Source organism: Paraburkholderia solisilvae, assembly GCF_902859875.1.
Lineage (GTDB): Bacteria > Pseudomonadota > Gammaproteobacteria > Burkholderiales > Burkholderiaceae > Paraburkholderia > Paraburkholderia solisilvae.
In genome coordinates, this window is the sequence record NZ_CADIKF010000032.1 from 45,291 (window position 1) to 67,945 (window position 22,655).

Genomic DNA, 22,655 nt, shown 5'->3' on the forward strand with positions numbered 1-22,655 from the left:
CAATGGAACCGACCCTGCAGCTCGGGCGCAGCGGCCCGGGCGCGGCGCCTCGAACGCGCCGGCGCACACGTACGCTACGCGCCGATTCCTTCGAGAATCTCGTCGTGCGATTCCCGCTCGGCGAGATACTCGGTGCGATAACCGGTATGCACGCCCCAGTAATAAAACACCAGCGCACACACGATCACGACCACCATATCCCAGCCGTACGGCAACACGCCCAGCCCGCCGAACTGCTTGCTGCCGATCAGCGACAGCAAGGCCATCGTCGGCAGATAGGCCACCAGCCACCATGCCGCCTTCAGGTCGCGCCCCCAGCCCGCGAAGCCCTCCTTCGCCTGGTAGTAGAAGTACACCGGCAGCGCGACGATCATCAGCAGAATGATTTCGCCGGTCAGCGGCCACTTCGCCCAGTACAGGATCAGCGACGCGCAGACGAACGCGAACGGTGCGATCGCCTTCATCCCGGCGATCTGCAGCGGCCGCTCGAGATCCGTCGCGGTGCGGCGCAGCGCCATCAGGCTGACCGGCCCGGTCAGATATGAAATGACCGTGGCGACTGAGATGACCGCCGCCAGCGAACTCCAGCCGCGGAAGAAGAACAGGAAGATGAACGACACCAGCAGGTTGAACCACATCGCCTGACGCGGCACGCCGTAAAGCGGATGCACGTTGCCGAACATTTTCGGCAGCGTGTTGTTGCGCTCCATCGCGTAGATCATGCGGGTGGTGGTCGCCATATACGTGGTGCCGGTGCCGCTCGGGCTCACGAACGCATCGATATACAACAGGATCGCGAGCCAGTTCAGATTCAGCGCAATCGCGAGTTCCGCGAACGGCGACGCGAACGTGAAGTGGCTCCAGCCTTTCATCACGTCGGCCGGATTGACCGCGCCGATATACGCGACTTGCAGCAGCACGTAGATCACGAGCGCAAGCAGGATCGAGCCGATGACCGCGAACGGCACGCTCTTCGCCGGATTGCGCGCTTCACCCGCGAGATTGACCGGACTCTGGAAGCCGTTGAACGCGAACACAATGCCGCTCGTCGCCACCGCGGTCAGCACCGCAGACCAGCCGTACGGCGCAAATGTGCTGGCCTCGCCGAAGTTCTCGCGGTGAAAGCCCGTCAGCATCAGACCGAGAATCGTCAAACCGGGAATCAGGAACTTGAAGACGGTGATAGTCGAATTCGCATGCGCGAACAGTTTCACGCCCCAGTAGTTGAGCAGGAAGTAGACGATCACGAGCGCCGCGGACAGTAACAGGCCGTTTGTCGTCAATGACCCGTTCACGAACAATGCGTGTGCCCAGTCGTAAGGCCATGTGCTCATGTACTGGATCGACGCCTCCGCTTCAATCGGAATCACCGACACAATCGCGATCCAGTTGGCCCACGCGCTGATAAAGCCCACCAACGCGCCATGCGAATAGCGCGCGTAGCGCACCATACCGCCGGACTCCGGCAACATCGCACCGAGTTCCGCATAAGTCAGCGCAATCGCGAGAATCACGACCGCTCCGATCACCCATGCACAAATCGCCGCGGGCCCTGCAATTTTTGCCGCCTTCCACGCGCCGAACAGCCAGCCGGACCCGATAATCGAACCCAAGCCGGTCAGCAATAGCGCGATCGGCCCAATGTTCCTTTGTATAGAACTCTTCACGTCTTCTCCTGTAACGGAAACCGTATCGATGCCGTGCTGATACGGCTGTCTCCGCCTGAATGCCGGTCACGATACGCACGCTTCGGGCCAGCACATCCGCGCGTTCACATCGCGCCGGTGCAACCTTCGGCAAGGCGCGTAGTGTAACGGTTGCACCCGATAGTTGAATACCCGGAAACGGCTCTCTCTACAAAAAAATCCATCCATTTGCAAGCTTTGTAAGAGGTGTGTACCCCATAAAATGTTAATGCCTGTGAAGAAAATAGGGACACTATTGACCTTCTCTCGAAATGACCGTATAAAGACCGGGCAGGATTTCAAGTGGCGAGTGAATTGGTCTTTCGTAGTTCGCCCATCACGGTACTCCGGTTGGTCCTATTACCCCTTCCTTGATTTTCGTGCACCCCCAGGCTTCGGCCTTATTTACCTCTTTTAGGAAAAAGTAATATGGAAACCGGTACCGTCAAGTGGTTCAATGACGCAAAGGGCTTTGGCTTTATCACCCCGGACGGCGGCGGCGAAGACCTGTTCGCGCATTTCTCGGAAATCCGCATCGAAGGCTTCAAGACGCTTCAGGAAAACCAGAAGGTCACGTTTGAAGTGAAGACGGGTCCGAAGGGCAAGCAAGCCGCTAACATCAAGCCGGCCTAAGCTGCAACATCCCCCGGGATGCAAAGAAAAACCCCGCCAAGGCGGGGTTTTTTCATGCCTGTCCGCCTTTGCGGCAGGACAAGGTGATGCGCAACGCACAGCGCTAGCCCAAAGGTGCGTGCCGCGCTAGCTGAAAATCCGCTGTGCATGAATGCCCAGGCCGGTCGCGACGCTCGCGAGCCGGTCGCCGAACACCGGCCGCGCGCCCGGAAACGCCGCGGCAATCGCGCCGGACAGAAACGCGAGCCCGGTCGAACCGCCGGTGAAATACAACGCGCTCACATCGCGGTCCGCCACGCCGGCCGCCTGCACCGTGTCGCGCGCCGCCTGCACGATACGCTGCGTTTCGTCTTTGCCCGCATCGATCAGTTGCGCCTCATCGAAAGCGACACGCAGGTCGCCTTCGACCTGATCCAGATCGATCAGCGTCTCGCCGCCCGCCGCGACACCGATCTTGGCCTCTTCGGCACGCGCCGCCAATGCGTGACCGAGGCGCTGCTCGACCACACGCATCAGCCGGTCGTGGTGACGCGTATCCGCATACAGATGCCGCATCAGCGCCAGTTCGGCGACACGCTTGGGCGCATACACGGTATTGATCAGATGCCACGTGGCGAGGTCGAAATAAATGCGGTTCGGCACTTCGCGGCCCTCCGGGTCGATCGACCGGTAGCCGAGCTCGGTGAGAATTGTCGTCAGCTCGACGCGCCGGTCGAAATCGGTGCCCGCGACGTGCACGCCATGATGCGCGAGCACGTCGTCCTTGCGCTCGAGGCGCGTCATCCGCTGCGGTCCGACGCGCACCAGCGAAAAGTCCGACGTGCCGCCGCCGATATCCGCGACCAGCACGAGTCCCTCTTCGGTCAGATAAGACTCGTAGTCGAACGCGGCGGCGATCGGCTCGTACTGGAAATGGATCTCGCGAAAGCCGACCGCGCGCGCGGCGGCTTCCAGCTGCTGCTGCGCGAGACGGTCGGCGCGCGCGTCGTCGTCGACGAAGAACACCGGGCGGCCGAGCACCGCGCGGTCCAGCGCGGCGCCCGCGCCCGCTTCCGCGTGCCGCTTCAGATGCGTGAGGAATATGCCGATTACGTCGGTGTATTTGATCGCGCTGCCGTCGCCGAGATCGGTCGTACTGTCGGCCAGCGCCGACCCGAGGATGCTTTTCATCGAGCGCATCAGACGCCCGTCGAAGCCGTCGACGTACGCTTCGAGCGCTGCGCGCCCGTACTCGCGGGTGTTTTCGTCGACATTGAAAAACACCGCGGTCGGCAGCGTCGTGTACGCGCCTTCGACTGACGCAAGCCGCAGCGCACCATTGTCGGGCACCGCGACGGCCGAATTCGACGTACCGAAGTCAATCGCGCAAAAGGTCATGAGGACTTCGCTGGCTGACGGCGGCAAACGCCGCCCACGCCGGCGCGAGCAAGGTAAGGGACGGGCTTTTTAGCACGAAAGCGCAATGTGCGGCAACCCAGGTTGTGGATACGGCGCAAGCTGTACCGGTGAGTGTTGCGGGTCGGACGACGCCAGAGCCGCCTGCTGGCGGCTCGAGCGTACGTGCATGCGTTCACGCGCGCGGCAGCGTTCGCGGAACAGAATTTGCGAAAACCGAAGCGGCCACGCAAAACCCACACTCGCAGACCGACCGCTACGCTTGCCGACAGCATACGCCGCCCCGGCAACGCAGGTTGCGTGCGACAACAGGAGACCCGCCCCGATGTCCGAACCGCCGCCCACTGCGACCGCCCACGCTGAAGCAGCCGCGCTCGTCGAAACAGATCTGCCGGCGCGGCTCGACCGACTGCCATGGGGCCGCTTTCATACGCTGATTGTCGTTGCGCTCGGCGTGACATGGCTGCTCGACGGACTGGAGGTGACGCTTGCCGGCGCCGTCGCGAGCGCGCTGAAGTCGAGCCCTGCGCTGCACTTCACGAACGCGGAGGTCGGTCTCGCGGGCAGCGCGTACATCGCGGGCGCGGTGCTCGGCGCGCTCGGCTTCGGCTGGCTCACCGACCGTCTCGGCCGGCGCAAGCTGTTTTTCATCACGCTCGCGCTCTATCTGGCGGCGACCGCCGCGACCGGGTTCTCATGGAACCTTGAGACATTCCTGATTTTCCGTTTCCTGACCGGCGCGGGCATCGGCGGCGAATACACCGCGATCAACTCGACGATCCAGGAATTCACGCCCGCACGCGTGCGCGGCTGGACCGATCTCGCGATCAACGGCACCTTTTGGGTCGGCGCGGGCATCGGCGCGGCGGGCTCCCTCGTGCTGCTCGATCCGGGATTGATGCCGCCCGACTGGGGCTGGCGCGCATGCTTTCTGATCGGCGCGCTGCTCGCGCTTGCGATTCTGCCGATGCGCGTATGGATTCCGGAAAGCCCGCGCTGGCTATTGACGCACGGCGCAGCGCACGAAGCCCGCTCGGTGGTCGAAGGCATCGAGGCGCGCTTTCGCAGCCACGGCCACCGGCTCGTTGAAGACGGCACGCTCAAACGTCTGCGGCTGCGCGCCCGCGAACGCACGACGCTGCGCGAAGTGTTCCACACGCTGTTCGTGCTGCATCGGCGGCGCGCACTCGTCGGGCTGTCGCTGATGACAGCCCAGGCGTTCTGCTATAACGCGATCTTTTTCACCTACGCGCTGGTGCTGACCGATTTCTACGGCGTGCCCGGCGACCATATCGGCTGGTATCTGCTGCCGTTCGCGCTCGGCAACTTTCTCGGCCCGCTGCTGCTCGGCCGGCTGTTCGACGTGATCGGCCGGCGCAAGATGATCACGGCAACCTACGCGATCTCCGGCGTGCTGCTGACCGTCAGCGGCTATCTGTTCGAGCAACATTGGCTGACCGTCACGACACAGACGATCTCGTGGATAGTGATCTTCTTTTTCGCGTCGGCGGCGGCAAGCTCTGCGTATCTGACCGTCAGCGAGTCGTTTCCGCTCGAGATACGCGCACTCGCGATCGCGGTGTTCTACGCGTTCGGGACCGCGCTCGGCGGCATCGCGGGGCCGGCGTTCTTCGGGCGCCTGATCGACACGCATCAACGTAGCGAGGTGTTTTCCGGCTATCTGGTCGGCTCGGCGTTGATGCTGCTGGCCGCGCTGATCGCGGCCATCTGGGGCGTCGACGCGGAACGGCGTTCGCTCGAAAGCGTCGCCGCGCCGCTGTCCGCCGTCGCCGACAACGAATGACGCGCGCGACCTCGTCACTTAACCGCGGATGCACACGCGACGCGAAGCACCGCGCGGCGTCACGCGACAAAGGCCGCTCGCGCGACGACGCTCAGAACGCCTTTTTCCAGGCGCCCGCGAATGCAATGTCCGCGAGCGGCAAACGCGTGCGCGCCGCCTTCTCGCGCTCGCGCAACACCGGGTCGAGCTTCTCGGCGTCGCCATAGTGACCGAGCGCGATCATCGCGAGCACTTCGACATCGTCTGGAACCTCGAATGCATGACGAAACGCGTTGACGTCGAAGCCGCTCATCTGATGCGCGGCGAGACCCAGCGCGTGCGCTTGCAAGACCAGCGCGAGCGCGGCCGCGCCAGCGTCGTAGGACGCGCAACGATTGACCGCGCCCTTGCTGGTCAGCGTATGCGTGGTCACGGTGATCAGGACGGGCACCGGGCCATTCCAGCCCTGATTGAATGGCACGAGCGTCGCAAACGCCTTCTTGTACGCCACCTCGTCGACGCTGCGATCGAACACGATAAAGCGCCACGGTTGCCCGTTGAAGGCCGAAGGCGCCCAGCGCGCGGCTTCGAGCACCGTGCGCAGATGATCGCGGCTTACCGGTTCGCTCGAAAATGCGCGCGGACTCCAGCGGCTCGCCAACAGTTCGTGAATCGGGACTTCTGCAGCAGCGATTTTTTTGATCATATGCGTCTCGCGGTCGAAGTACGTGAGCGATGGATCACTACCAGCGGCCCGTTAGGATAACAAGCCGCGCACCGCGGGTCGATTTGCTCACCTGCATATTCGACTGCGAGACTGCGAAATCGTCGCGGCCTGCGTCAGACCGCTTGCACCGCGACCTCGCGTGGACGCCGGTTGATACGCAACACGATCACAGCGGCGACGAGGCACAGGCCGCCCGAAATCATCGACGCGACCGTGTACGTGCCGAGACTCGCACGCAGCAGCCCGGCGCCGAATGCGGCAAACGCCGCGCCCAGCTGGTGCCCGGCCACCACCCAGCCGAACACGACCGGCGCCGACTCCTTGCCGTACACATCGGTGGCCAGACGCACGGTGGGCGGCACGGTTGCAATCCAGTCGAGGCCGTAGAAAACGGCGAAGAGCGGCAGACCGAAGAAATCGATGCCGAACGCGTGCGGCAGATAGATCAGCGACAGCCCGCGCAGGCCGTAGTACCAGAACAGCAGCACGCGCGCGTTGAAGCGGTCCGACAGCCAGCCCGACAGCGTCGTGCCGAACAGATCGAAGATGCCCATCGCGGCCAGCAGCGAAGCGCCCTGCACTTCGGTCATCCCGTAGTCGCCGCACATCGCGATCAGATGGGTGCCGACGTACCCGTTGGTGCTCGCACCGCAAATAAAGAAGCTAAAAAAGAGCAGCCAGAAATCGCGCGTTTTGCTCGCGGACGCCAGCGTGCCGAACGCGATCGCAAGCGGATTCTGCTTCGACTGATCGGTTCTGGGCGGCGCGTCCGCCGGTTCGCCGTACGGCCGCAGCGTCAGATCGGCCGGGCGCTCGGGCAACAGGAAGGCGACCAGCGGCAGCACGATACCCGCGGCGATCGCGACGGTCCAGACGACCGGCCGCCAGCCGTGATGCTCGGCAATCGCCGCGAGCATCGGCAGGAACACCAGTTGCCCGGTCGCGGAACTGGCGGTGAGGATGCCCATCACCAGCCCGCGGCGCGCGGTGAACCAGCGGTTGACGACGGTCGCGGACAGCGTCAGCGCCGCCACACCGGTCGAGCCGCCGACCATCACGCCCCACACGAGCACCATCTGCCACGGCGCGGTCATCATCGACGACAGCGCGACGCCGCCCGCCATCGCCGCCAGCGCGATGAGCAAGGTCGGACGGACGCCGAAGCGCTGCATCGCAGCCGCGGCGAACGGACCCATCAGGCCGTACAGCGCGATATTCACCGAGATGGCGAGCGAGATCGTGGCGCGGCTCCAGCCGAACTCGTGCTCGAGCGGAACCATCATCACGCTCGGCGTCGCGCGCGTGCCGGCCGCCGCGAGCAGCACGAGAAACACCACGCCGACCGCCAGCCAGCCGTAGTGAAAGCGGCCGCCGATGAGTCTTGAAGCCCAATTCATCCGTTGCTCTCCGTTTTCGACGTACACCGCTGCGGGAATCGGGCAAATGCGCCGTCGAGATCAGGTTATGTTCTGTGGATTGTTACAAATTGCGTCACAGACTTGTGACTGATCTGTAACAATGGTCTTGCGATGGTAGTGACCGGTCAGTAACATGTCAAGGCAACTCATTCGCATTTACGGACTTTCCATTTATGAACGATTCCCGCGCTGCGAAACCCCAACGCAAGGCGCAATCCGGAGCGCGCGCGTCTGCTCGCGGTGCATCGGGCACAGCGGCGCGTGCGCCGGCAGGCGCGACACGGCGTCCGCACACCGCCGGCCCCGACGCGCAGGAGCATCTGCTGCGCGCGGCGTCCGAGCTGTTCTATCGCGATGGCGTGCGGGCGGTCGGCGTCGATGCGGTCGTCGAGCGGGCGGGTGTCAACAAGATGAGCCTGTATCGGCAGTTTTCGTCGAAAGACGATCTGGTCGTCGCCTATCTCGAGCACGCGGACCGCGCGTTCTTCGAGCGCTTCGAGCGCAGCATCGCGAAGCATCCCGGCGACCCGGTCCAGCGGCTGAACCAGTATTTCACCGACCTCGCACGGCGCGCGTCCGCGGACGACTATCGCGGCTGTCCGTTCGTGAACGTGTCGGCGGAGTTTCCGGATGCGTCGCATCCGGCGCGGCAGTGCGTGAGCCGCAACAAGGCGAGACTGATCGCAAGGCTCAATGAACTGGCTGCGGAAGCCGGCGCGCGCGATCCCGCTGCGCTCGCCAACGCACTGGCGTTGATTATCGAAGGCATCTATGCGGCGAGCCAGACGTATGGTCCCGGTTGCGGGCCGATTACGGCGGCCCCGGCTCTCGCCGCGCAACTGATCGACGCGGCACGCGCGGATGCACCGGTAAAATAGCGGTTTCGTTGCACGACCCCGCTATGCCCTCATCCCCATCGCCCGCTCAACCCGCAACGTCGCACGAAGCGGTGATCGCCGCGGCCCGCCACTGGCTGATGCGCGCGGTGATCGGACTCAATCTGTGTCCTTTCGCGAAGGCAGTACACGTAAAAGACCAGATACGCTACGCGGTCAGCGATGCCACCGATATTGAAAGCGTCCTCGCCGATCTCGAGATCGAGCTGCGCACGCTGGCGGATGCGGACCCCACTGCAACCGACACCACGCTGCTGATCCTTCCGCACGCGCTCGCCGATTTCCTCGAATACAACGACTGCCTGTTCTTCGCGGACCGCATGTTGAAACACCTGCGTCTTGAAGGCACGCTGCAGATTGCGAGCTTTCACCCGCACTATCAGTTCGAAGGCAGCGAGCCGGACGATATCGAAAACGTGACGAACCGCTCGCCCTATCCGATCCTGCATCTGTTGCGCGAAGCGAGCATCGAACGCGCGGTCGCCGCGTTTCCCGATGCCGAAGCGATCTATACGCGCAATCAGGAAACGGTGCGGCGGCTCGGACACGAGGGCTGGCGCCAATGGATGGCGAAACCCGCAGACGACGCGTGACGCGCATCTGGAGAGGGTCGCTTCATGGGCTGCTTTATATCCCGCTTCATGGGCCGATTCACAGCCCGATTCACAGCCCGTTTCACAGCCCGTTTTACAGCCCGTTTTACAGCCCGTTTTACAGCACGCATCCTGCCTTGCTTCACGCCCGGTCTCATAGCCCGCTTGACAAGCCTGCTTGATAGGCCCGCTTCACGGCCTGCTTCACGGCCCGCTTCACAGCCTGCTTCACGGCCCCTCTCGCATCGGGCCTCACACCGGGCCTCACACCCCGCGTCAAGCCCGACTCTCAAGCCTCGGCGAAAAACCGCTCGCGCAATTCGTTGAGCCCGAGCGTATCCATCACTTCACGAAGCCGTTCGGCCGGTCGGCGACGCGGCAGATCCTTGTAGTGCGCGATGATGAGCTCGTTCTTCAACGAGTGTTCCCACCCGACCAGTTCGGTGACGTTCACCTGATACCCATGCGCTTCGAGCTGCAAACAGCGCAGCACGTTGGTGATCTGGCTGCCGAACTCACGCGTGTGCAGCGGATGGCGCCAGATTTCGGTCAACGCATCGCCAAGCGATTTGCTCTTGTTCCGCCGCAGTACGCCCGCCACCTCCGCCTGGCAACACGGCACCACGACGACATACTTCGCGCGCTTTTGCAGCGCGAAGCGGATCGCGTCGTCGGTCGCGGTGTTGCAGGCGTGCAGCGCGGTGACGACGTCGACCGTGGGCGGCAACCGGTCCGACCCGATCGACCCGGCCACCGACAGGTTAAGAAACGACATCCCGCCAAAGCCGAGCCGCGCCGCCAGTTCCTCGGACCTGGTCACGAGTTCTTCGCGCGTCTCGATGCCATAAATGTGCGAGTTATCGCGCAGATCCTTGAAGAACAGGTCGTACAGAATAAAGCCCAGATACGACTTGCCCGCGCCGTGATCGACAAGCGAGACCGCATCTTTCGTTTCTTTTACATCCTTGAGCAGCGGCTCGATAAACTGGAACAGGTGATACACCTGCTTCAGCTTGCGGCGGCTATCCTGGTTCATCTGACCGTCTCGCGTCAGGATATGCAGCTCTTTTAACAGCTCGACCGACTGGTTCGGCCGCACCTCATAGGTTTTGCTCGACATCGAAGTGGCGTGCCACCCTTTGCATGACAAACGTGCGTCAGGTGACGGAAAAAGGGAGAAGTTGCTGTCAGTTTACCGAAAAGCGCGGACGGCTCCGATCGGCGACGCGCGAAAAACGGTGCGCGAACATCAGACAGGAACACTTTATGCAGCGCTGGACCCCATCACAGGCGCCGTATGAACCGCGTACCGCGAGCTGCGCAGCGCCTCTGCGATAAGCGCGAGGCCCATTGCGCGAATAACAACGAACACCGTCGCCGCTGAAACGATGCGGTGAACCGGTGACCAAGGGGGAAGTCGTACCCGTTACGTGACATGCGTTCGCACGCAAGCGACGACGGGGACGAACGTAACCTAACCTGAAGCGTGCCGCGACGGTGCACACGAAGCGCGCTCAGACCTGATGAGGCGGCAATGGATACGACACCCAATGGAAACGCCGAGCAGAAGTTCCAGGAACTGCTCGCCAAGCTGACGACAACCCCGGAATGGACCGAGAAACAGCAACTCGAACTGGAAATGGCGCGCGACATCTCCGTCGAAATGTTGCGCATGGCTGAGGTCATGCGCGACGGCAGCGTCGACCTCGAGACTGTGCTGATCCTGCTCAAATACGCGAAAGTACTCGACTTCGTGATGACGACGCTCGCCTCGCGGCGCGACATCAAACCACAAACGCTGCGCGTCATCTTCAAGCTCGCGGGGCTGAAGGTCGACGAGGCGTATCCCGGCTGAAAGGCGCGCAGGCGGTTCGCTGCGCATCCGGTTTGGCGCCTGCGCCACTGCGTCTATTGAAGTGGATCTGCGCGGACGGCACCGGAAACGATCCCGCGCCGCAGCACGCGGCGCCCTGGATATCGGAACCATCCCCAAGCAGGATCAGTAAGCATGATCGATGCGGCGCGTCCGGGAATGCCGCACGACAGCGCGCGTCGTCGCCCACCTGATGCCGTCACGCTTTCCGTGTTCGCGGCGCCCGCGTCGCCCGTCTCGCCATCGGCTCTCGAAGCGGCCTCTCGAACCGCCGCCGTCAATCGGCTATTCTGTGACGATTGAAGAACAAGAAACACGTGTTGCGCATCGCTGAAGCCAGCACAAGAGACGCTCCCCATTCGACGCTCATCCATTCGAGGCCCACCCCATGCCGACCGAATCCGCCGTTGCTCATCCCGTCATCCGTCTTCATCCGAACGATGATGTGATCATCGCGACCCGCCAGCTGGTGCCCGGCACGCGCATCGATGCGGAGGATCTCGTCGTCGTTGGATTGATTCCGCCGGGTCACAAGGTTGCGACACGTGCAATCGCGAAGGGCGAACCGGTCAAGCGCTATAACCAGACCATCGGCGTCGCGCGCGACGCCATCGCACGCGGCCAGCATGTGCACGTGCACAATCTCAGCATGGCCGAGTTCGCGCGCGAACATGAATTCGGCGTCGATGTGCACGACACCGGCTACGTGAGCGAACCCGCGCACTTCATGGGTATCCGGCGCGCGGACGGCCGCGTCGCAACGCGCAACTTTATCGGCGTGCTGACCAGCGTCAACTGCTCGGCGACGGTCGCGCGCGCGATCGCCGACTACTTTCGCCGCGACGTGAATCCGCAGGCGCTCGCCGACTATCCGAACGTCGACGGTGTGATCGCGCTCACGCATGGCCTCGGCTGCGGAATCGACACGCTCGGCGAAGGGATGAAGATCCTGCGCCGCACGCTCGCCGGCTACGCCGTGCATCCGAACTTCGCATCGGTGCTCTTCGTCGGATTGGGCTGCGAGGCGAATCAGATCGGCGGCGTGCTCGAGTCCCGCGGCCTGAAAGACGATCCGTTGAAACTGCGCAGCTTCACGATCCAGGACAGCGGCGGCACGCGCAAGACGATCGAACGCGGCATTGCGATGGTGCGCGAGATGCTGGCCGACGCGAACCGCGCGACGCGCGAGCCGGTGCCCGCGTCCTCGCTGAACGTCGGCTTGCAATGCGGCGGGTCCGACGGCTATTCCGGTATTTCGGCCAACCCGGCGCTGGGCGCTGCGGTCGACCGGCTGGTGCGGCATGGCGGCACGGCGATCCTGTCGGAGACGCCGGAGGTCTACGGCGCCGAGCATCTGCTGACGCGCCGCGCGGTGAGCCGCGAGGTCGGCGAAAAGCTGCTCGCGCGCATCGCGTGGTGGCAGGACTATTGCGCGCGCAATCATGCGGCGCTCGACAACAACCCGTCGGCCGGCAACAAGGTCGGCGGCCTCACGACCATCCTCGAGAAATCGCTCGGCGCGGTCGCCAAGGGCGGCACGACCAACCTCGTCGACGTCTACGAGTACGCGCAGCCGATCACCGCGAAAGGCTTCGTGTTCATGGACTCGCCGGGCTACGACCCGATGTCCGCGACCGGCCAGGTCGCGTCGGGCGCGAACCTGATCTGCTTCACGACCGGTCGCGGTTCGGCATACGGCTGCGCGCCGTCGCCATCACTGAAGCTCGCAACCAACACTGCGTTGTGGGAGCGCCAGCAGGACGACATGGACATCAACTGCGGCGGCGTGATCGACGGCACAGCGTCGATCGATCAACTCGGCGAAGCGATCTTCCGGATGATGCTCGACTGCGCATCCGGCACGCGCTCGAAAAGCGAACTGCACGGCTACGGACAAAACGAATTCGTGCCGTGGCAGGTGGGCGTCGTGACCTGACGCCGTCACGCGCGGTGTGCACGCGGTGTGCACGCCGCGCGTGACGTGCGTGGCGTGCTTAATGGCGCCCGCCGCGGCTCACGCGCCGCGCGCCCTGTCGAGCGGCGGCGTACCGGCATGAAACATCGTCTGCAACTGCGTGCGCAGTTCGGGCGAGTCCGTATGCTGGTGCACCGCGATCGCGTGCTGCACCGCGGCTTCGAGTAGCTCGCTTTCCGAATCGGCGCTCAGCGCGACCGAACACGCGACGTCGCTCGGACATTCGCGGCAATCGATATATACGCGGCTCATGGCAGTACTCCTCACATCGACGGATGCGCACGCGATGCGTGCCCGTGCGCGGGGACAAACGAGTGTCTGGATCCGGCTGGCTCGATCGGCGACGGGACGTGGCGTGCGCGGGAACATGACGCGAAATGCGTCTGACGGGGAACGCTCAAAAAGTATAGGTCGCGACGCGACGAACCACGCGATGCGCGCGGAAAGAGGCGACGAATGGCTTCGAAAGGCGAACGTTGCACAATACGACCGTCCTGCCGATACTTGGGCCGTCTCGCTGGCCTATGGGAAAATGCGCACGCCGGCTGCGCGAACGCGGAACATGCGAACGCAGTCTCGCGGCGGCTGCGCCCGCCGTCGCGTTTTCGGCGCATCGGCTCCATCTCCTTTTCTCGATCGTTTGCCACGCATGTCGAATTTGTACGACCGTCATAGCGTCGCCGTGATCGGCGGCGGCCCCGCCGGACTGATGGCCGCCGAAGCGCTGGTCCAGCACGGCGTGCAAGTGGATGTCTATGATGCGATGCCTTCGGTCGGCCGCAAGTTTCTGATGGCCGGCAAGGGCGGCATGAACATCACGCATTCGGAGCCGCTCGACCGCTTCGTCGCGCGATACGGCAAGCGCAGCGCGCAGATCGCGCCACTCGTCGACCGCTTCGGCCCCGACGCCTTGCGCGCCTGGGCAAGCGCGCTCGGCGTGGATACGTTCGTCGGCAGTTCGGGACGCGTGTTCCCGACCGACATGAAGGCCGCGCCGCTGTTGCGCGCATGGTTGCATCGCCTGCGCGAATCGGGCGTGCGCTTTCACATGCGTCACAAGTGGGTCGGCTGGGACGCGGCGGGCGACCGCGCGCGACATGCGTTGCGTCTGTCCACGCCGGCCGGCGTTCAGGTGCTGCACGCCGACGCGGTCATCCTCGCGCTCGGCGGCGGCAGCTGGCCGCGGCTGGGCTCCGACGCATCCTGGGTGCCGCTGCTGACCGGGCGCGACGTACCGGTCGCACCGCTCGTCGCATCGAACTGCGGCTTCGATGCGGACTGGAGCGAAGCTTTTCGTGAGCGCTTTGCCGGCCAACCGGTGAAGGCCGTCGCGATCACGGTGAACGATGGCGACAATCAGGTCCAGCATCGTCAGGGCGAGTTCGTGATCACGACGACGGGCATCGAAGGCGGCCTTGTCTACGCGCTGTCCGCCGCGATTCGCGAGCGCATGCAGGCGGACGGCGCGGCCGTCATCCGGCTCGATCTGGCGCCGGGGCTCTCCACGCAGCGCGTGATCGACGAAGTGGTGCGGCCGCGCGGCTCGCGCTCGATGTCGAGCCATCTGCAAAGCCGCATCGGCATCGCCGGCGTGAAGCTCGGCTTGCTGCACGAGTGCCTGTCGAAGAAAGACTACTTCGATATCGAACGCGTCGCGTATGCGATCAAGGCGCTGCCGCTGCGGCTCGTGCGCGCGCGGCCGATCGAAGAGGCGATCAGCAGCGCGGGCGGCGTGCCGTTCGAGGCGCTCAATGCGCAGCTGATGCTGCGCGAGCTGCCCGGTGTGTTCTGCGCGGGCGAGATGCTCGACTGGGATGCGCCGACCGGCGGCTATCTGCTGACCGGATGCTTCGCGAGCGGCCTTGCCGCGGGCCTTGGCGCGTTGAACTATCTGGCGAGTATCGGGCGCTGAGGTGGGCGGTTGCTGTGTGTTAGCCGGGCGGTTGGCGCGCGTGGGTCGTGAGGTTGCTGTGCGGTTGCCGTGCGGTTGCCTGGCCGGTCGCCGTGCGGTTGCCGGGCGTTTGCTGGAGCGCGGTCGCCGAACGTCCGGCGGGCCGCTCAGCGCGTTGCCTAGCGCGCTTGCGGCGCATTACCCGGTGCCGTTCCTGACACGCATCCCCGATGCGCCTTCTGGCCGCGCTTTTCGGCGCCGTTTCCGGTTGCCGCTTTTGGCGCATTCCCCCGCGCGCCTTCGACGCGTTTTCAGCGCGTCTTCAACCGCCACAACGACGTCACTTCGGCGGCACGCGCCGCATGCAGCGGATCGGAGGGATCGGACGCCTTCGGATGGCGCGGCCGGATATCTTCGCGCCCCGCCACCGCGAGCCCCGCGCGATCGATTGCGGCAAGCAGATCGTCGCGCGTGCGCAGGCCGAGATGCTCCGCGAAGTCGGACAGAATCAACCAGCCTTCGCCGCCCGGCTCGAGATGTTCGGCAAGACCGTTGAGAAAGCCGAGCAGCATGCGGCTCTCGTGATCGTAAATCGCGTGCTCGATCGGTGACGCGGGCCGCGCCGGCAACCACGGCGGATTGCACACGACGAGCGACGCGCGGCCGGGAGGAAACAGATCCGCATGGACGATCTCCACGCGATCCGCGTAGCCGAGACGCGCGAGATTCTCCTGCGCGCACGCGAGCGCGCGTGGATCCTGTTCGGTCGCGATGATGCTTCTGACGCCCCGTTTCGCGAGGACCGCGGACAGCACCCCGGTGCCGGCGCCGATATCGAACGCGCGCTGCAGCGACGGCAACGGCGTACGCGCGACCAGATCGATATATTCGCCGCGCACCGGTGAAAACACGCCGTAGTGCGGGTGAATGCGCTCTCCGAGCGCAGGAATCTCGACACCCTTCTTGCGCCACTCGTGCGCGCCGATCAGCCCGAGCAGCTCGCGCAATGAAACAGCCGATGCGTGCGCCGCCGGCGCACCGTAGACCTCGGTGCACGCGTCACGCACGTCGGGTGCGCGACGCAGCGGGATGGTGTAGTCCGCGTCGAGCGGAATCAGCAGCATGCCGAGCGTGCGCGCCCGTTGCGATTGCGCTTGCCGGTGCTGGTTGAACGCATCGAGCGGCGAGGTCGCCCGCTTCGGCGGCTTGCGCTCGAGCCGGCGGGTCATCGCCTGCAGCAACTGGCGCGCGTTCTGGAAGTCGCCGTGCCACAGCAACGCGGTGCCCTCGCACGCGAGGCGGTAGGCGGAATCGGCCGTGGTGCGGTCGTCCGCGAGGACCACACGCTTCGGTGGCGGCACGCCCGCCTCGGAACGCCAGCGGACCGATTGCGGGCCGTCGGCGGCGGGCCAGGTGAGAGTGGGAAACGCGGGAGGGTCGGCGAATGGGGTCATGGTGGGTCGAGATCAACGCAACGCATTATGCAGCAACGCGCCCCGCGCAACGGTCGCCGCACCATGGCGTCAGCGACCGAAACAGCGATGCCTTATTCAGCAGCCGGTTTTGCCAGAAACTTTTCAAAAGTATTTCGAAACCTTTTTGTAAATATAAGGGCAATATTTTGCGAAATTCAACGACAGCCATGAATATGGAATTTCACATTAATATCAAAGACTTAATTAATATGAATTAACATCACTCACTGAGAAGAGGCCAAATTCCGCCTTTATTCTCCGGAAATGCATTCGCTTACCGTACGTAGCATGCTTTGCCATTACCACTTATCCGGACGGCCTTCGCTCGTCGCCCAGCCGTGAAGCACACGTCGGACTGAGCAGACACAGCGCGAACGGCGCGCCCCACACATCGTGCTTCCACCCACCTTACCCGTTCAAAAGCCCAAACTCATCATCCATATCGGCGCCGGCAAATGCGGCAGCTCGGCCATTCAAACCTACCTCGGCGCCAACGCCGCCGCGCTCAGGGCGCAAGGCGTGCTGGTTCCCGGCATGGCTCTGACCATGGACTCCCCGATCGCCGGCCAGCAGATCGACTTCTTCGTGAGACTGATGCGCAACCCGCAGTCGCTGCATATCCGTCACGCGCCTGCCAAGGCGCGCCCCGAGGCGGCGCAGATGGTGCGGGAACGGCTGGCCGCCCTCAAGACGGAAATGGCCAGCAGCCAACTGCACACGTTGATCATCAGCGCGGAAAACCTTTCAAACGAGCATGCGTACGCGCGCCTGCTCGCGCCGGAACAGGCGCACTTCGATGTACATATCGTTGCCTACATTCGACGTCAGGACGCGTACCTGTCGTCGTCATGGGGGCAGTGGTACGTCAAAGCGTATGAAAGCATCGACCACTACCTCGGTGCCCGCATGCCGATCGATGCCGACTGGCATGCGGCGCTCGCCGGCTGGACGCAGGAGTTCGGCGCAGACCGCGTGCGCGTGCGCCTGTTCGATCGGCAGCGTCTGCACAACGGCGACGTGGTCGACGATTTCATCCAGCTCGTCAATCTGCCCGTCGATGCGAGCCATCAGAAGGTCGGCGCGATCAATGAAAGCAACGACGAGCGCATGATTTCGCTCGCCAGCCGCATCCGTGAAGTGTTCACGTCGGTGCACGACACCTCGCCCTACGACATTCTGAACGACGTGCTCGCGCAGAGCGACCACCGGCCGCAAAAATCGAAGCCTTATCTGTTCGATCTCGAAACACGGCGCAGGATCATGGACACCTACGCCGCGAGCAATGAAAAAATAAAGCGCACATTCTTCCCGGACATGCCAGACGACACGCCGCTCTTCGCGCCGCCGGCCGAAGACGACGTGCTCAATCTGAGTCCCCTTGAAAAACTCGACCGGGACGTGTCGATGCTGACGAAGATCGTCTTCGCGCTGGCAAAGAAATCCGTTCAGGAGGGCGCGCAAAAGGTCGCTGTCGATACGGATGCGGCCGCGCAGGTTCACCGGAACCCGGACACCACCCGAACCTTGGCGTCGGTCGCCGTTCCGAAGTCCAAGGTGCTCATCAGCGCGCTCGGCAGCCCGTGGTATCTCGAACAGAACCCGGACGTCAGCAGGGCCGGCGTCGACCCGTATTTGCATTGGCGCGACTTCGGCGCAACGGAGGGTCGCTTGCCGGCTCCGGACATCGCGCAACTGATGATCGAATTGCTGGCGGAACGAAACGCGGTCTCGCAGAACGGACGGGTGAACTGATTGGGGGTGCTGCCGCCGGGCGTGCCGGATTGACGGTCGGCTTCCTTCGACTGAGCGGGTTGCGGCACGCGGCGTTTGCGCGGGTCGCAACCACGCACCCGGAAGCGCACACAGAAGACACCCGCAAAAAACGCAAAAGGGTTACAGGAGCAATACCTGTAACCCTTTGGTTTTTGTTTGGTGCCGGCTGCAGGACTCGAACCCGCCACCTGATGATTACAAATCAACTGCTCTACCAGATGAGCTAAGCCGGCGTGAGTCCGCGATTCTACTTCATTTCACGACCTTGAGGTGACCCCTTCCACCTTTGGCGCCGTCGTCATCCGGACGCGGGTGCTCCGCCGTGCCCGACGTGTCGGTTGGCGTGCTCTTCTCGCCGCCCGCGTCTACCGCGCCCAACGCTTGCACAGCGTCGTCGTGGCCGGCCTCTTCGGCCGGCAACTCGGCCTCCGATTCCGAATCCGCCGCCTCGCCGCCCGCCGAATCCACCGGAAAGGCCATGCCCTGCCCGTTTTCGCGCGCGTAGATGGCAAGCACGTTCGACACCGGCACTTCGATCTTGTGCGACTTGCCGGAGAACCGCGCGCTGAACTCGATCCACTCGTTGCCCATCTGCAGCTGGCTCGTCGCCTCGAAGCTGATGTTCAACACGATTTCGTTGTCGCGCACGAACTGGCGCGGCACGCGCGTCTGGCTGTCGACCCGGACCGCAATGTGCGGCGTATAGCCGTTATCCGTGCACCACTCGTACAGCGCGCGCAGAAGATACGGCTTCGTGGAAATTTCTTGCATCAACTGTCCTCGTGCCGGGGCGGGCCGCCGCGTCAGCCGCGCGGCGCCCGCCCTCGCCCAAACTCAACGACGCATCACCTTTTCCGACGGCGTCAACGCTTCGATATAGGCCGGACGGCTAAAAATGCGTTCGGCGTATTTCATCAGCGGCGCGGCGTTCTTCGACAGCTCGATGCCGTAGTGATCGAGGCGCCACAGAAGCGGCGCGATCGCAACGTCGAGCATCGAAAATTCTTCGCCGAGCATGTACTTGTTCTTCAGGAAAATCGGCGCGAGCTGCGTCAGGCGATCGCGAATCGCGAGGCGCGCTTTCTCATGGTTTTTCTCGGCGGCCTTGCCCTTCTCGTTCTCCAGGGTGCCGACGTGCACGAACAGCTCCTTCTCGAAGTTGAGCAGGAACAGGCGCGCGCGGGCACGCTGCACCGGGTCGGCCGGCATCAGTTGCGGATGCGGGAAGCGCTCGTCGATATACTCGTTGATGATGTTCGATTCGTACAGAATCAGATCGCGTTCGACGAGAATCGGCACCTGACCGTACGGATTCATCACCGCGATGTCTTCGGGCTTGTTGAACAGATCGACGTCGCGGATTTCGAAATCCATGCCCTTCTCGAACAGCACCAGCCGGCAACGCTGGGAGAACGGGCACGTAGTGCCGGAGTACAGAACCATCATTTTTACGTTTCCTCAAAAAGCTGAAGGGCCAGCACGCGGAAAAACCGTTCCACAGGCGCCCCCGTGTGGTTCTTCCTTGCGCCGGCCCCACACCCGCTACGGTGTGTTTATTTGATATCTTTCCAATACGCGGCGTTCAGTCGCCAGGCGAAAAAGCTCAAGACGCCAAGGAACAGCAAAACCCATACGCCAAGCTGCTGGCGGGTCTTCTGCGTCGGCTCGGCCATCCACGACATGTACGCGACGAGATCGGCCACAGCCGAATCATAATCTACCGGCGACATCGCCCCCGGGCTCACCTGCTGAAAGCCGGCGAACTTGCGTACTTTTTCCCCCGTCCGTTCGTCCGTTTCTTCCTCGAACTTCACGGTCCGCTGGCCCTGCAGCTGCCACAGCACATTCGGCATGCTCACGTTCTCGAACACCAGATTGTTCCAGCCCGTCGGCCGCGTGTCGTCCCGGTAGAAGCCGCGCAGATACGTGTACAGCCAGTCCCGGCTGTGTGCGCGCGCTTCGACGGAAAGATCCGGCGGCGACGCGCCGAACCACGCCTTCGCGTCGTCCGGGCGCATCGCGATCGACATCGTGTTACCGATCTTGTCGGTCGTGAACATCAGGTTCTGCTCGATCGCCTTCTGCGAGATGCCGAGATCCTGCAACCGGCTGTACCGCATCAGATTCGCGCTGTGGCATCCCATGCAATAGTTTACAAATATTTGGGCGCCATGTTGCAACGAAGCAAAATTGTCCGCGTTATCGGGCGCGCGGTCGAGCGGTATGTTCTCTTGCGCGAAAACCGGCGCGGCCGCCAGCGTACCTAGCATCGCGCCGATCAGCGCGAGCGTCGAAAGCAGTGTTTTCATGTGTTTTCCTCGCGTGGCATCAGTGGGGTTTGAACCGCACTCGTTCGGGCGGCTGCTTGAAACGGCCAAGCGGCGTCCAGAACGGCATGCCGAGGAAGAACGCGAAGTAGACCAGCGCGCAGATCTGCGCGATGACCGTGGCCGCCGGCGAAGGCGGTTTCGTGCCAAGGAACGCAAGCGTCAGAAACGCCAGCACGAAGATCCCGTAGAACACCTTGTGGAAGAACGGCCGGTAGCGAATCGACTTCACCGGCGACCGGTCGAGCCACGGCAGGAAGAACAGCGACACCACCGCGCTGCCCATCACCACCACGCCCCAGAACTTCGACTCGGTGAAATACATCGCGAGCACCACCAGCACCGCGAGCACCGGCAGGCCGATGCGCCACTTGCCGCGCGCCCGCACCAGCGCGAGCAGGCCGAGCAGCACCACGACGATCATCAGCACGATCTTGAACGGATCGGTGGTCGCGCGCAGCATCGCGTAGAACGCGGTGAAGTACCAGACCGGCGCGATCTCCGGCGGCGTCTGCAGTGGATTGGCCGGCACGAAGTTGTTCGCTTCGAGGAAGTAGCCGCCCATTTCCGGTGCGAAGAAGATGATCGCCGCGAAGATCATCAGAAACACGCTCACGCCCATGAAGTCGTGCACCGAGTAGTACGGGTGGAACGGGATGCCGTCGAGCGGAATGCCGTTCGCGTCCTTCTTCGCCTTGATCTCGATGCCGTCGGGGTTGTTCGAGCCCACTTCGTGCAACGCGACGATATGCGCGATCACGAGGCCGATCAGCACCAGCGGAATCGCGATCACGTGGAACGCGAAGAACCGGTTCAGCGTGACGTCGGACACCACGTAGTCGCCGCGAATCCACAGCGACAGGTCCGGGCCGATAAACGGAATCGCCGAGAACAGGTTGACGATGACCTGCGCGCCCCAGTACGACATCTGCCCCCACGGCAGCAGGTAGCCGAAGAACGCCTCGGCCATCAGGCACAGGAAAATCGCGCAGCCGAAAATCCACACCAGTTCGCGCGGCTTGCGGTACGAGCCGTACAGCAGCCCGCGGAACATATGCAGATACACGACGACAAAGAACATCGACGCGCCGGTCGAGTGCATGTAGCGGATCAGCCAGCCCCACGGCACCTCGCGCATGATGTACTCGACCGATGCGAACGCGAGCGTCGAATCGGGCTTGTAGTTCATCGTGAGGAAAATGCCGGTGACGATCTGATTGACCAGCACGAGCAGCGCGAGCGAGCCGAAGAAGTACCAGAAATTGAAGTTCTTCGGTGCGTAGTACTCGGAAAGGTGCGCCTTCCACGTCGACGTCATCGGGAAGCGCCGGTCGATCCAGCCGACGAGTCCGGGCGTTGTCTCCACATCTTTTTCGGTGGTCGCCATTTACGCTTCTCCTTTCTCGTCCTTGCCGATCACGAGCGTGTCGCCCACGAACATGTACGGCGGGATGTCGAGGTTCTGCGGCGCAGGTTTGTTCTTGAAGACGCGGCCGGCCAGGTCGTAAGTCGAGCCGTGGCACGGGCACAGAAAGCCGCCTGGCCAGTCGTCCGGAAGATTGGGCTGCGCGCCCTCCTGGAAGCGCGGGGTTGGCGTGCAGCCCAGGTGGGTGCACACCGCAACGGCAACTAAAACGTTCTTGCGATCGGCCCGCGAGCGGTACTCGTTCTTGCAGTACTCCGGCAAGGGCATCGAAAACGGGTTCAGGCTTTGCGGGTCTGCGACTTCGCTATCGGCTTTCTGAACGTCGGCGAGCATCCTGTCGGTGCGGTTAAGAATCCACACCGGCTTGCCGCGCCACGCGACTGTCGTCATTTCGCCGGACTTCAGATTGCTGATGTCGACCTGGACCGGCGCGCCGGCGGCCTTGGCCTTTTCGGATGGTGCAAATGAACTAACAAAGGGTATTACGGTGGCGACCCCGCCTATGCCACCTGTTACGGTCGTCGCGATCAGCCACGTACGGCGGCCGCCGTCGACACGTCCATCTTCCTTGTCTCGCATCACACGCCCCACTTCTGAGTTGGATTTTTTCCTTCCGTCGCTTCTACCGCCGCTAGTTTGCTCGAATGGAGTCGCCATTTACAAGGGCCGATAACCAAAAACCGTGCGAAGTTGTTGATAAATCAGGGTATTCCCGCACGGTTCGCAAACATTTGGGGTATGCGGATTTAAGTATCTCCTGCGTTTTTTTATTACCCGCCATGCAT

At 63.2% G+C, this 22,655-nt stretch carries 20 protein-coding genes and 1 tRNA gene; 8 read left to right on the forward strand and 13 right to left on the reverse strand.

Going from position 1 to position 22,655, the window contains the following annotated elements; all coding sequences use genetic code 11:
- Window positions 1–74: 74 nt before the first annotated feature.
- Window positions 75–1,667 carry an APC family permease gene (locus HV675_RS19705; protein WP_175112784.1) on the reverse strand — a complete coding sequence of 531 codons (1,593 nt, stop codon included), beginning with the start codon at window positions 1,665–1,667 and terminating at the stop codon, window positions 75–77.
- Window positions 1,668–2,114: 447 nt separating this feature from the next.
- Between HV675_RS19705 and HV675_RS19710 the strand changes: the two genes are divergently transcribed.
- Complete coding sequence (locus HV675_RS19710; protein ID WP_075158275.1) at window positions 2,115–2,318, forward strand: cold-shock protein; 204 nt, start codon at window positions 2,115–2,117, stop codon at window positions 2,316–2,318.
- A gap of 126 nt (window positions 2,319–2,444) precedes the next feature.
- On the opposite strand, the gene HV675_RS19715 is transcribed toward HV675_RS19710, so the two are convergent.
- A complete protein-coding gene (locus HV675_RS19715; protein ID WP_175112785.1) occupies window positions 2,445–3,695 on the reverse strand; it encodes an Hsp70 family protein in 1,251 nt (416 codons plus the stop codon).
- 343 nt (window positions 3,696–4,038) lie between these two features.
- Between HV675_RS19715 and HV675_RS19720 the strand changes: the two genes are divergently transcribed.
- Window positions 4,039–5,517 carry an MFS transporter gene (locus HV675_RS19720; protein WP_175112787.1) on the forward strand — a complete coding sequence of 493 codons (1,479 nt, stop codon included), beginning with the start codon at window positions 4,039–4,041 and terminating at the stop codon, window positions 5,515–5,517.
- Between the two features lie 91 nt (window positions 5,518–5,608).
- Here HV675_RS19720 and HV675_RS19725 read toward each other — a convergent pair whose 3' ends face one another.
- Together HV675_RS19725 and HV675_RS19730 are read right to left on the reverse strand one after the other, a co-directional pair.
- A complete protein-coding gene (locus tag HV675_RS19725) occupies window positions 5,609–6,202 on the reverse strand; it encodes a nitroreductase family protein (protein WP_175112789.1) in 594 nt (197 codons plus the stop codon).
- Window positions 6,203–6,336: 134 nt separating this feature from the next.
- A complete protein-coding gene (locus tag HV675_RS19730; protein WP_175112790.1) occupies window positions 6,337–7,620 on the reverse strand; it encodes an MFS transporter in 1,284 nt (427 codons plus the stop codon).
- 194 nt (window positions 7,621–7,814) lie between these two features.
- On the opposite strand from HV675_RS19730, the gene HV675_RS19735 reads away from it, so the two are divergent.
- Window positions 7,815–8,519 (forward strand): TetR/AcrR family transcriptional regulator, encoded by a 705-nt coding sequence (locus HV675_RS19735; RefSeq protein WP_175112792.1) that lies wholly within the window; start codon window positions 7,815–7,817, stop codon window positions 8,517–8,519.
- Between the two features lie 23 nt (window positions 8,520–8,542).
- Window positions 8,543–9,130 carry a DUF1415 domain-containing protein gene (locus tag HV675_RS19740; RefSeq protein ID WP_175112794.1) on the forward strand — a complete coding sequence of 196 codons (588 nt, stop codon included), beginning with the start codon at window positions 8,543–8,545 and terminating at the stop codon, window positions 9,128–9,130.
- A 289-nt stretch (window positions 9,131–9,419) separates the two neighbouring features.
- On the opposite strand, the gene HV675_RS19745 is transcribed toward HV675_RS19740, so the two are convergent.
- Window positions 9,420–10,250 carry a class I SAM-dependent methyltransferase gene (locus HV675_RS19745; protein ID WP_175112796.1) on the reverse strand — a complete coding sequence of 277 codons (831 nt, stop codon included), beginning with the start codon at window positions 10,248–10,250 and terminating at the stop codon, window positions 9,420–9,422.
- Window positions 10,251–10,664: 414 nt separating this feature from the next.
- Here HV675_RS19745 and HV675_RS19750 point away from each other — a divergent pair, with 414 nt between their 5' ends.
- Complete coding sequence (locus HV675_RS19750) at window positions 10,665–10,985, forward strand: type II toxin-antitoxin system HicA family toxin (RefSeq protein ID WP_175112798.1); 321 nt, start codon at window positions 10,665–10,667, stop codon at window positions 10,983–10,985.
- A gap of 406 nt (window positions 10,986–11,391) precedes the next feature.
- Window positions 11,392–12,939 (forward strand): UxaA family hydrolase, encoded by a 1,548-nt coding sequence (locus HV675_RS19755; protein ID WP_175112800.1) that lies wholly within the window; start codon window positions 11,392–11,394, stop codon window positions 12,937–12,939.
- A 78-nt stretch (window positions 12,940–13,017) separates the two neighbouring features.
- On the opposite strand, the gene HV675_RS19760 is transcribed toward HV675_RS19755, so the two are convergent.
- Entirely contained in the window at window positions 13,018–13,230 is a 213-nt protein-coding gene (locus HV675_RS19760; RefSeq protein WP_175112802.1) for a DUF1059 domain-containing protein, read from the reverse strand.
- A gap of 397 nt (window positions 13,231–13,627) precedes the next feature.
- Here HV675_RS19760 and HV675_RS19765 point away from each other — a divergent pair, with 397 nt between their 5' ends.
- A complete protein-coding gene (locus HV675_RS19765; protein WP_175112803.1) occupies window positions 13,628–14,890 on the forward strand; it encodes a TIGR03862 family flavoprotein in 1,263 nt (420 codons plus the stop codon).
- Window positions 14,891–15,180: 290 nt separating this feature from the next.
- Here HV675_RS19765 and HV675_RS19770 read toward each other — a convergent pair whose 3' ends face one another.
- The gene (locus HV675_RS19770) at window positions 15,181–16,323 is read right to left on the reverse strand and encodes a methyltransferase (RefSeq protein WP_175112805.1); all 1,143 of its coding nucleotides are present in this window, start codon (window positions 16,321–16,323) and stop codon (window positions 15,181–15,183) included.
- 567 nt (window positions 16,324–16,890) lie between these two features.
- Here HV675_RS19770 and HV675_RS19775 point away from each other — a divergent pair.
- Window positions 16,891–18,096 carry a hypothetical protein gene (locus HV675_RS19775; RefSeq protein WP_175112807.1) on the forward strand — a complete coding sequence of 402 codons (1,206 nt, stop codon included), beginning with the start codon at window positions 16,891–16,893 and terminating at the stop codon, window positions 18,094–18,096.
- A 178-nt stretch (window positions 18,097–18,274) separates the two neighbouring features.
- Here HV675_RS19775 and HV675_RS19780 read toward each other — a convergent pair.
- From HV675_RS19780 to petA, 6 genes are all read right to left on the reverse strand, one after another.
- Window positions 18,275–18,350 (reverse strand) — tRNA-Thr (locus HV675_RS19780).
- A gap of 19 nt (window positions 18,351–18,369) precedes the next feature.
- Entirely contained in the window at window positions 18,370–18,888 is a 519-nt protein-coding gene (locus HV675_RS19785; RefSeq protein ID WP_175112808.1) for a ClpXP protease specificity-enhancing factor, read from the reverse strand.
- 63 nt (window positions 18,889–18,951) lie between these two features.
- Window positions 18,952–19,563, reverse strand: coding sequence for a glutathione S-transferase N-terminal domain-containing protein (locus HV675_RS19790; protein WP_006052302.1), 612 nt, complete (start codon window positions 19,561–19,563; stop codon window positions 18,952–18,954).
- A gap of 107 nt (window positions 19,564–19,670) precedes the next feature.
- Entirely contained in the window at window positions 19,671–20,426 is a 756-nt protein-coding gene (locus HV675_RS19795; RefSeq protein ID WP_175112809.1) for a cytochrome c1, read from the reverse strand.
- A gap of 19 nt (window positions 20,427–20,445) precedes the next feature.
- On the reverse strand, window positions 20,446–21,831 hold the full coding sequence (locus tag HV675_RS19800) for a cytochrome b (RefSeq protein WP_175112810.1): 1,386 nt from the start codon (window positions 21,829–21,831) through the stop codon (window positions 20,446–20,448).
- Window positions 21,832–22,449: a ubiquinol-cytochrome c reductase iron-sulfur subunit gene (gene petA, locus HV675_RS19805; RefSeq protein WP_175112834.1), complete on the reverse strand. Its 618-nt coding sequence runs from the start codon at window positions 22,447–22,449 to the stop codon at window positions 21,832–21,834.
- Window positions 22,450–22,655 lie beyond the last annotated feature (206 nt).

What these genes read in the sequence shown, in the direction of transcription:
- HV675_RS19790 (WP_006052302.1), bottom strand. Translation starts at nt 19,563, where the DNA reads ATGATGGTTCTGTACTCCGGCACTACGTGCCCGTTCTCCCAGCGTTGC.
- HV675_RS19765 (WP_175112803.1), top strand. Translation starts at nt 13,628, where the DNA reads ATGTCGAATTTGTACGACCGTCATAGCGTCGCCGTGATCGGCGGCGGC.
- HV675_RS19755 (WP_175112800.1), top strand. Translation starts at nt 11,392, where the DNA reads ATGCCGACCGAATCCGCCGTTGCTCATCCCGTCATCCGTCTTCATCCG.
- petA (WP_175112834.1), bottom strand. Translation starts at nt 22,449, where the DNA reads ATGCGAGACAAGGAAGATGGACGTGTCGACGGCGGCCGCCGTACGTGG.
- HV675_RS19775 (WP_175112807.1), top strand. Translation starts at nt 16,891, where the DNA reads ATGGACTCCCCGATCGCCGGCCAGCAGATCGACTTCTTCGTGAGACTG.
- HV675_RS19795 (WP_175112809.1), bottom strand. Translation starts at nt 20,426, where the DNA reads ATGAAAACACTGCTTTCGACGCTCGCGCTGATCGGCGCGATGCTAGGT.
- HV675_RS19770 (WP_175112805.1), bottom strand. Translation starts at nt 16,323, where the DNA reads ATGACCCCATTCGCCGACCCTCCCGCGTTTCCCACTCTCACCTGGCCC.
- HV675_RS19750 (WP_175112798.1), top strand. Translation starts at nt 10,665, where the DNA reads ATGGATACGACACCCAATGGAAACGCCGAGCAGAAGTTCCAGGAACTG.
- HV675_RS19720 (WP_175112787.1), top strand. Translation starts at nt 4,039, where the DNA reads ATGTCCGAACCGCCGCCCACTGCGACCGCCCACGCTGAAGCAGCCGCG.
- HV675_RS19725 (WP_175112789.1), bottom strand. Translation starts at nt 6,202, where the DNA reads ATGATCAAAAAAATCGCTGCTGCAGAAGTCCCGATTCACGAACTGTTG.
- HV675_RS19715 (WP_175112785.1), bottom strand. Translation starts at nt 3,695, where the DNA reads ATGACCTTTTGCGCGATTGACTTCGGTACGTCGAATTCGGCCGTCGCG.
- HV675_RS19800 (WP_175112810.1), bottom strand. Translation starts at nt 21,831, where the DNA reads ATGGCGACCACCGAAAAAGATGTGGAGACAACGCCCGGACTCGTCGGC.
- HV675_RS19730 (WP_175112790.1), bottom strand. Translation starts at nt 7,620, where the DNA reads ATGAATTGGGCTTCAAGACTCATCGGCGGCCGCTTTCACTACGGCTGG.
- HV675_RS19735 (WP_175112792.1), top strand. Translation starts at nt 7,815, where the DNA reads ATGAACGATTCCCGCGCTGCGAAACCCCAACGCAAGGCGCAATCCGGA.
- HV675_RS19745 (WP_175112796.1), bottom strand. Translation starts at nt 10,250, where the DNA reads ATGTCGAGCAAAACCTATGAGGTGCGGCCGAACCAGTCGGTCGAGCTG.
- HV675_RS19740 (WP_175112794.1), top strand. Translation starts at nt 8,543, where the DNA reads ATGCCCTCATCCCCATCGCCCGCTCAACCCGCAACGTCGCACGAAGCG.
- HV675_RS19785 (WP_175112808.1), bottom strand. Translation starts at nt 18,888, where the DNA reads ATGCAAGAAATTTCCACGAAGCCGTATCTTCTGCGCGCGCTGTACGAG.
- HV675_RS19760 (WP_175112802.1), bottom strand. Translation starts at nt 13,230, where the DNA reads ATGAGCCGCGTATATATCGATTGCCGCGAATGTCCGAGCGACGTCGCG.
- HV675_RS19710 (WP_075158275.1), top strand. Translation starts at nt 2,115, where the DNA reads ATGGAAACCGGTACCGTCAAGTGGTTCAATGACGCAAAGGGCTTTGGC.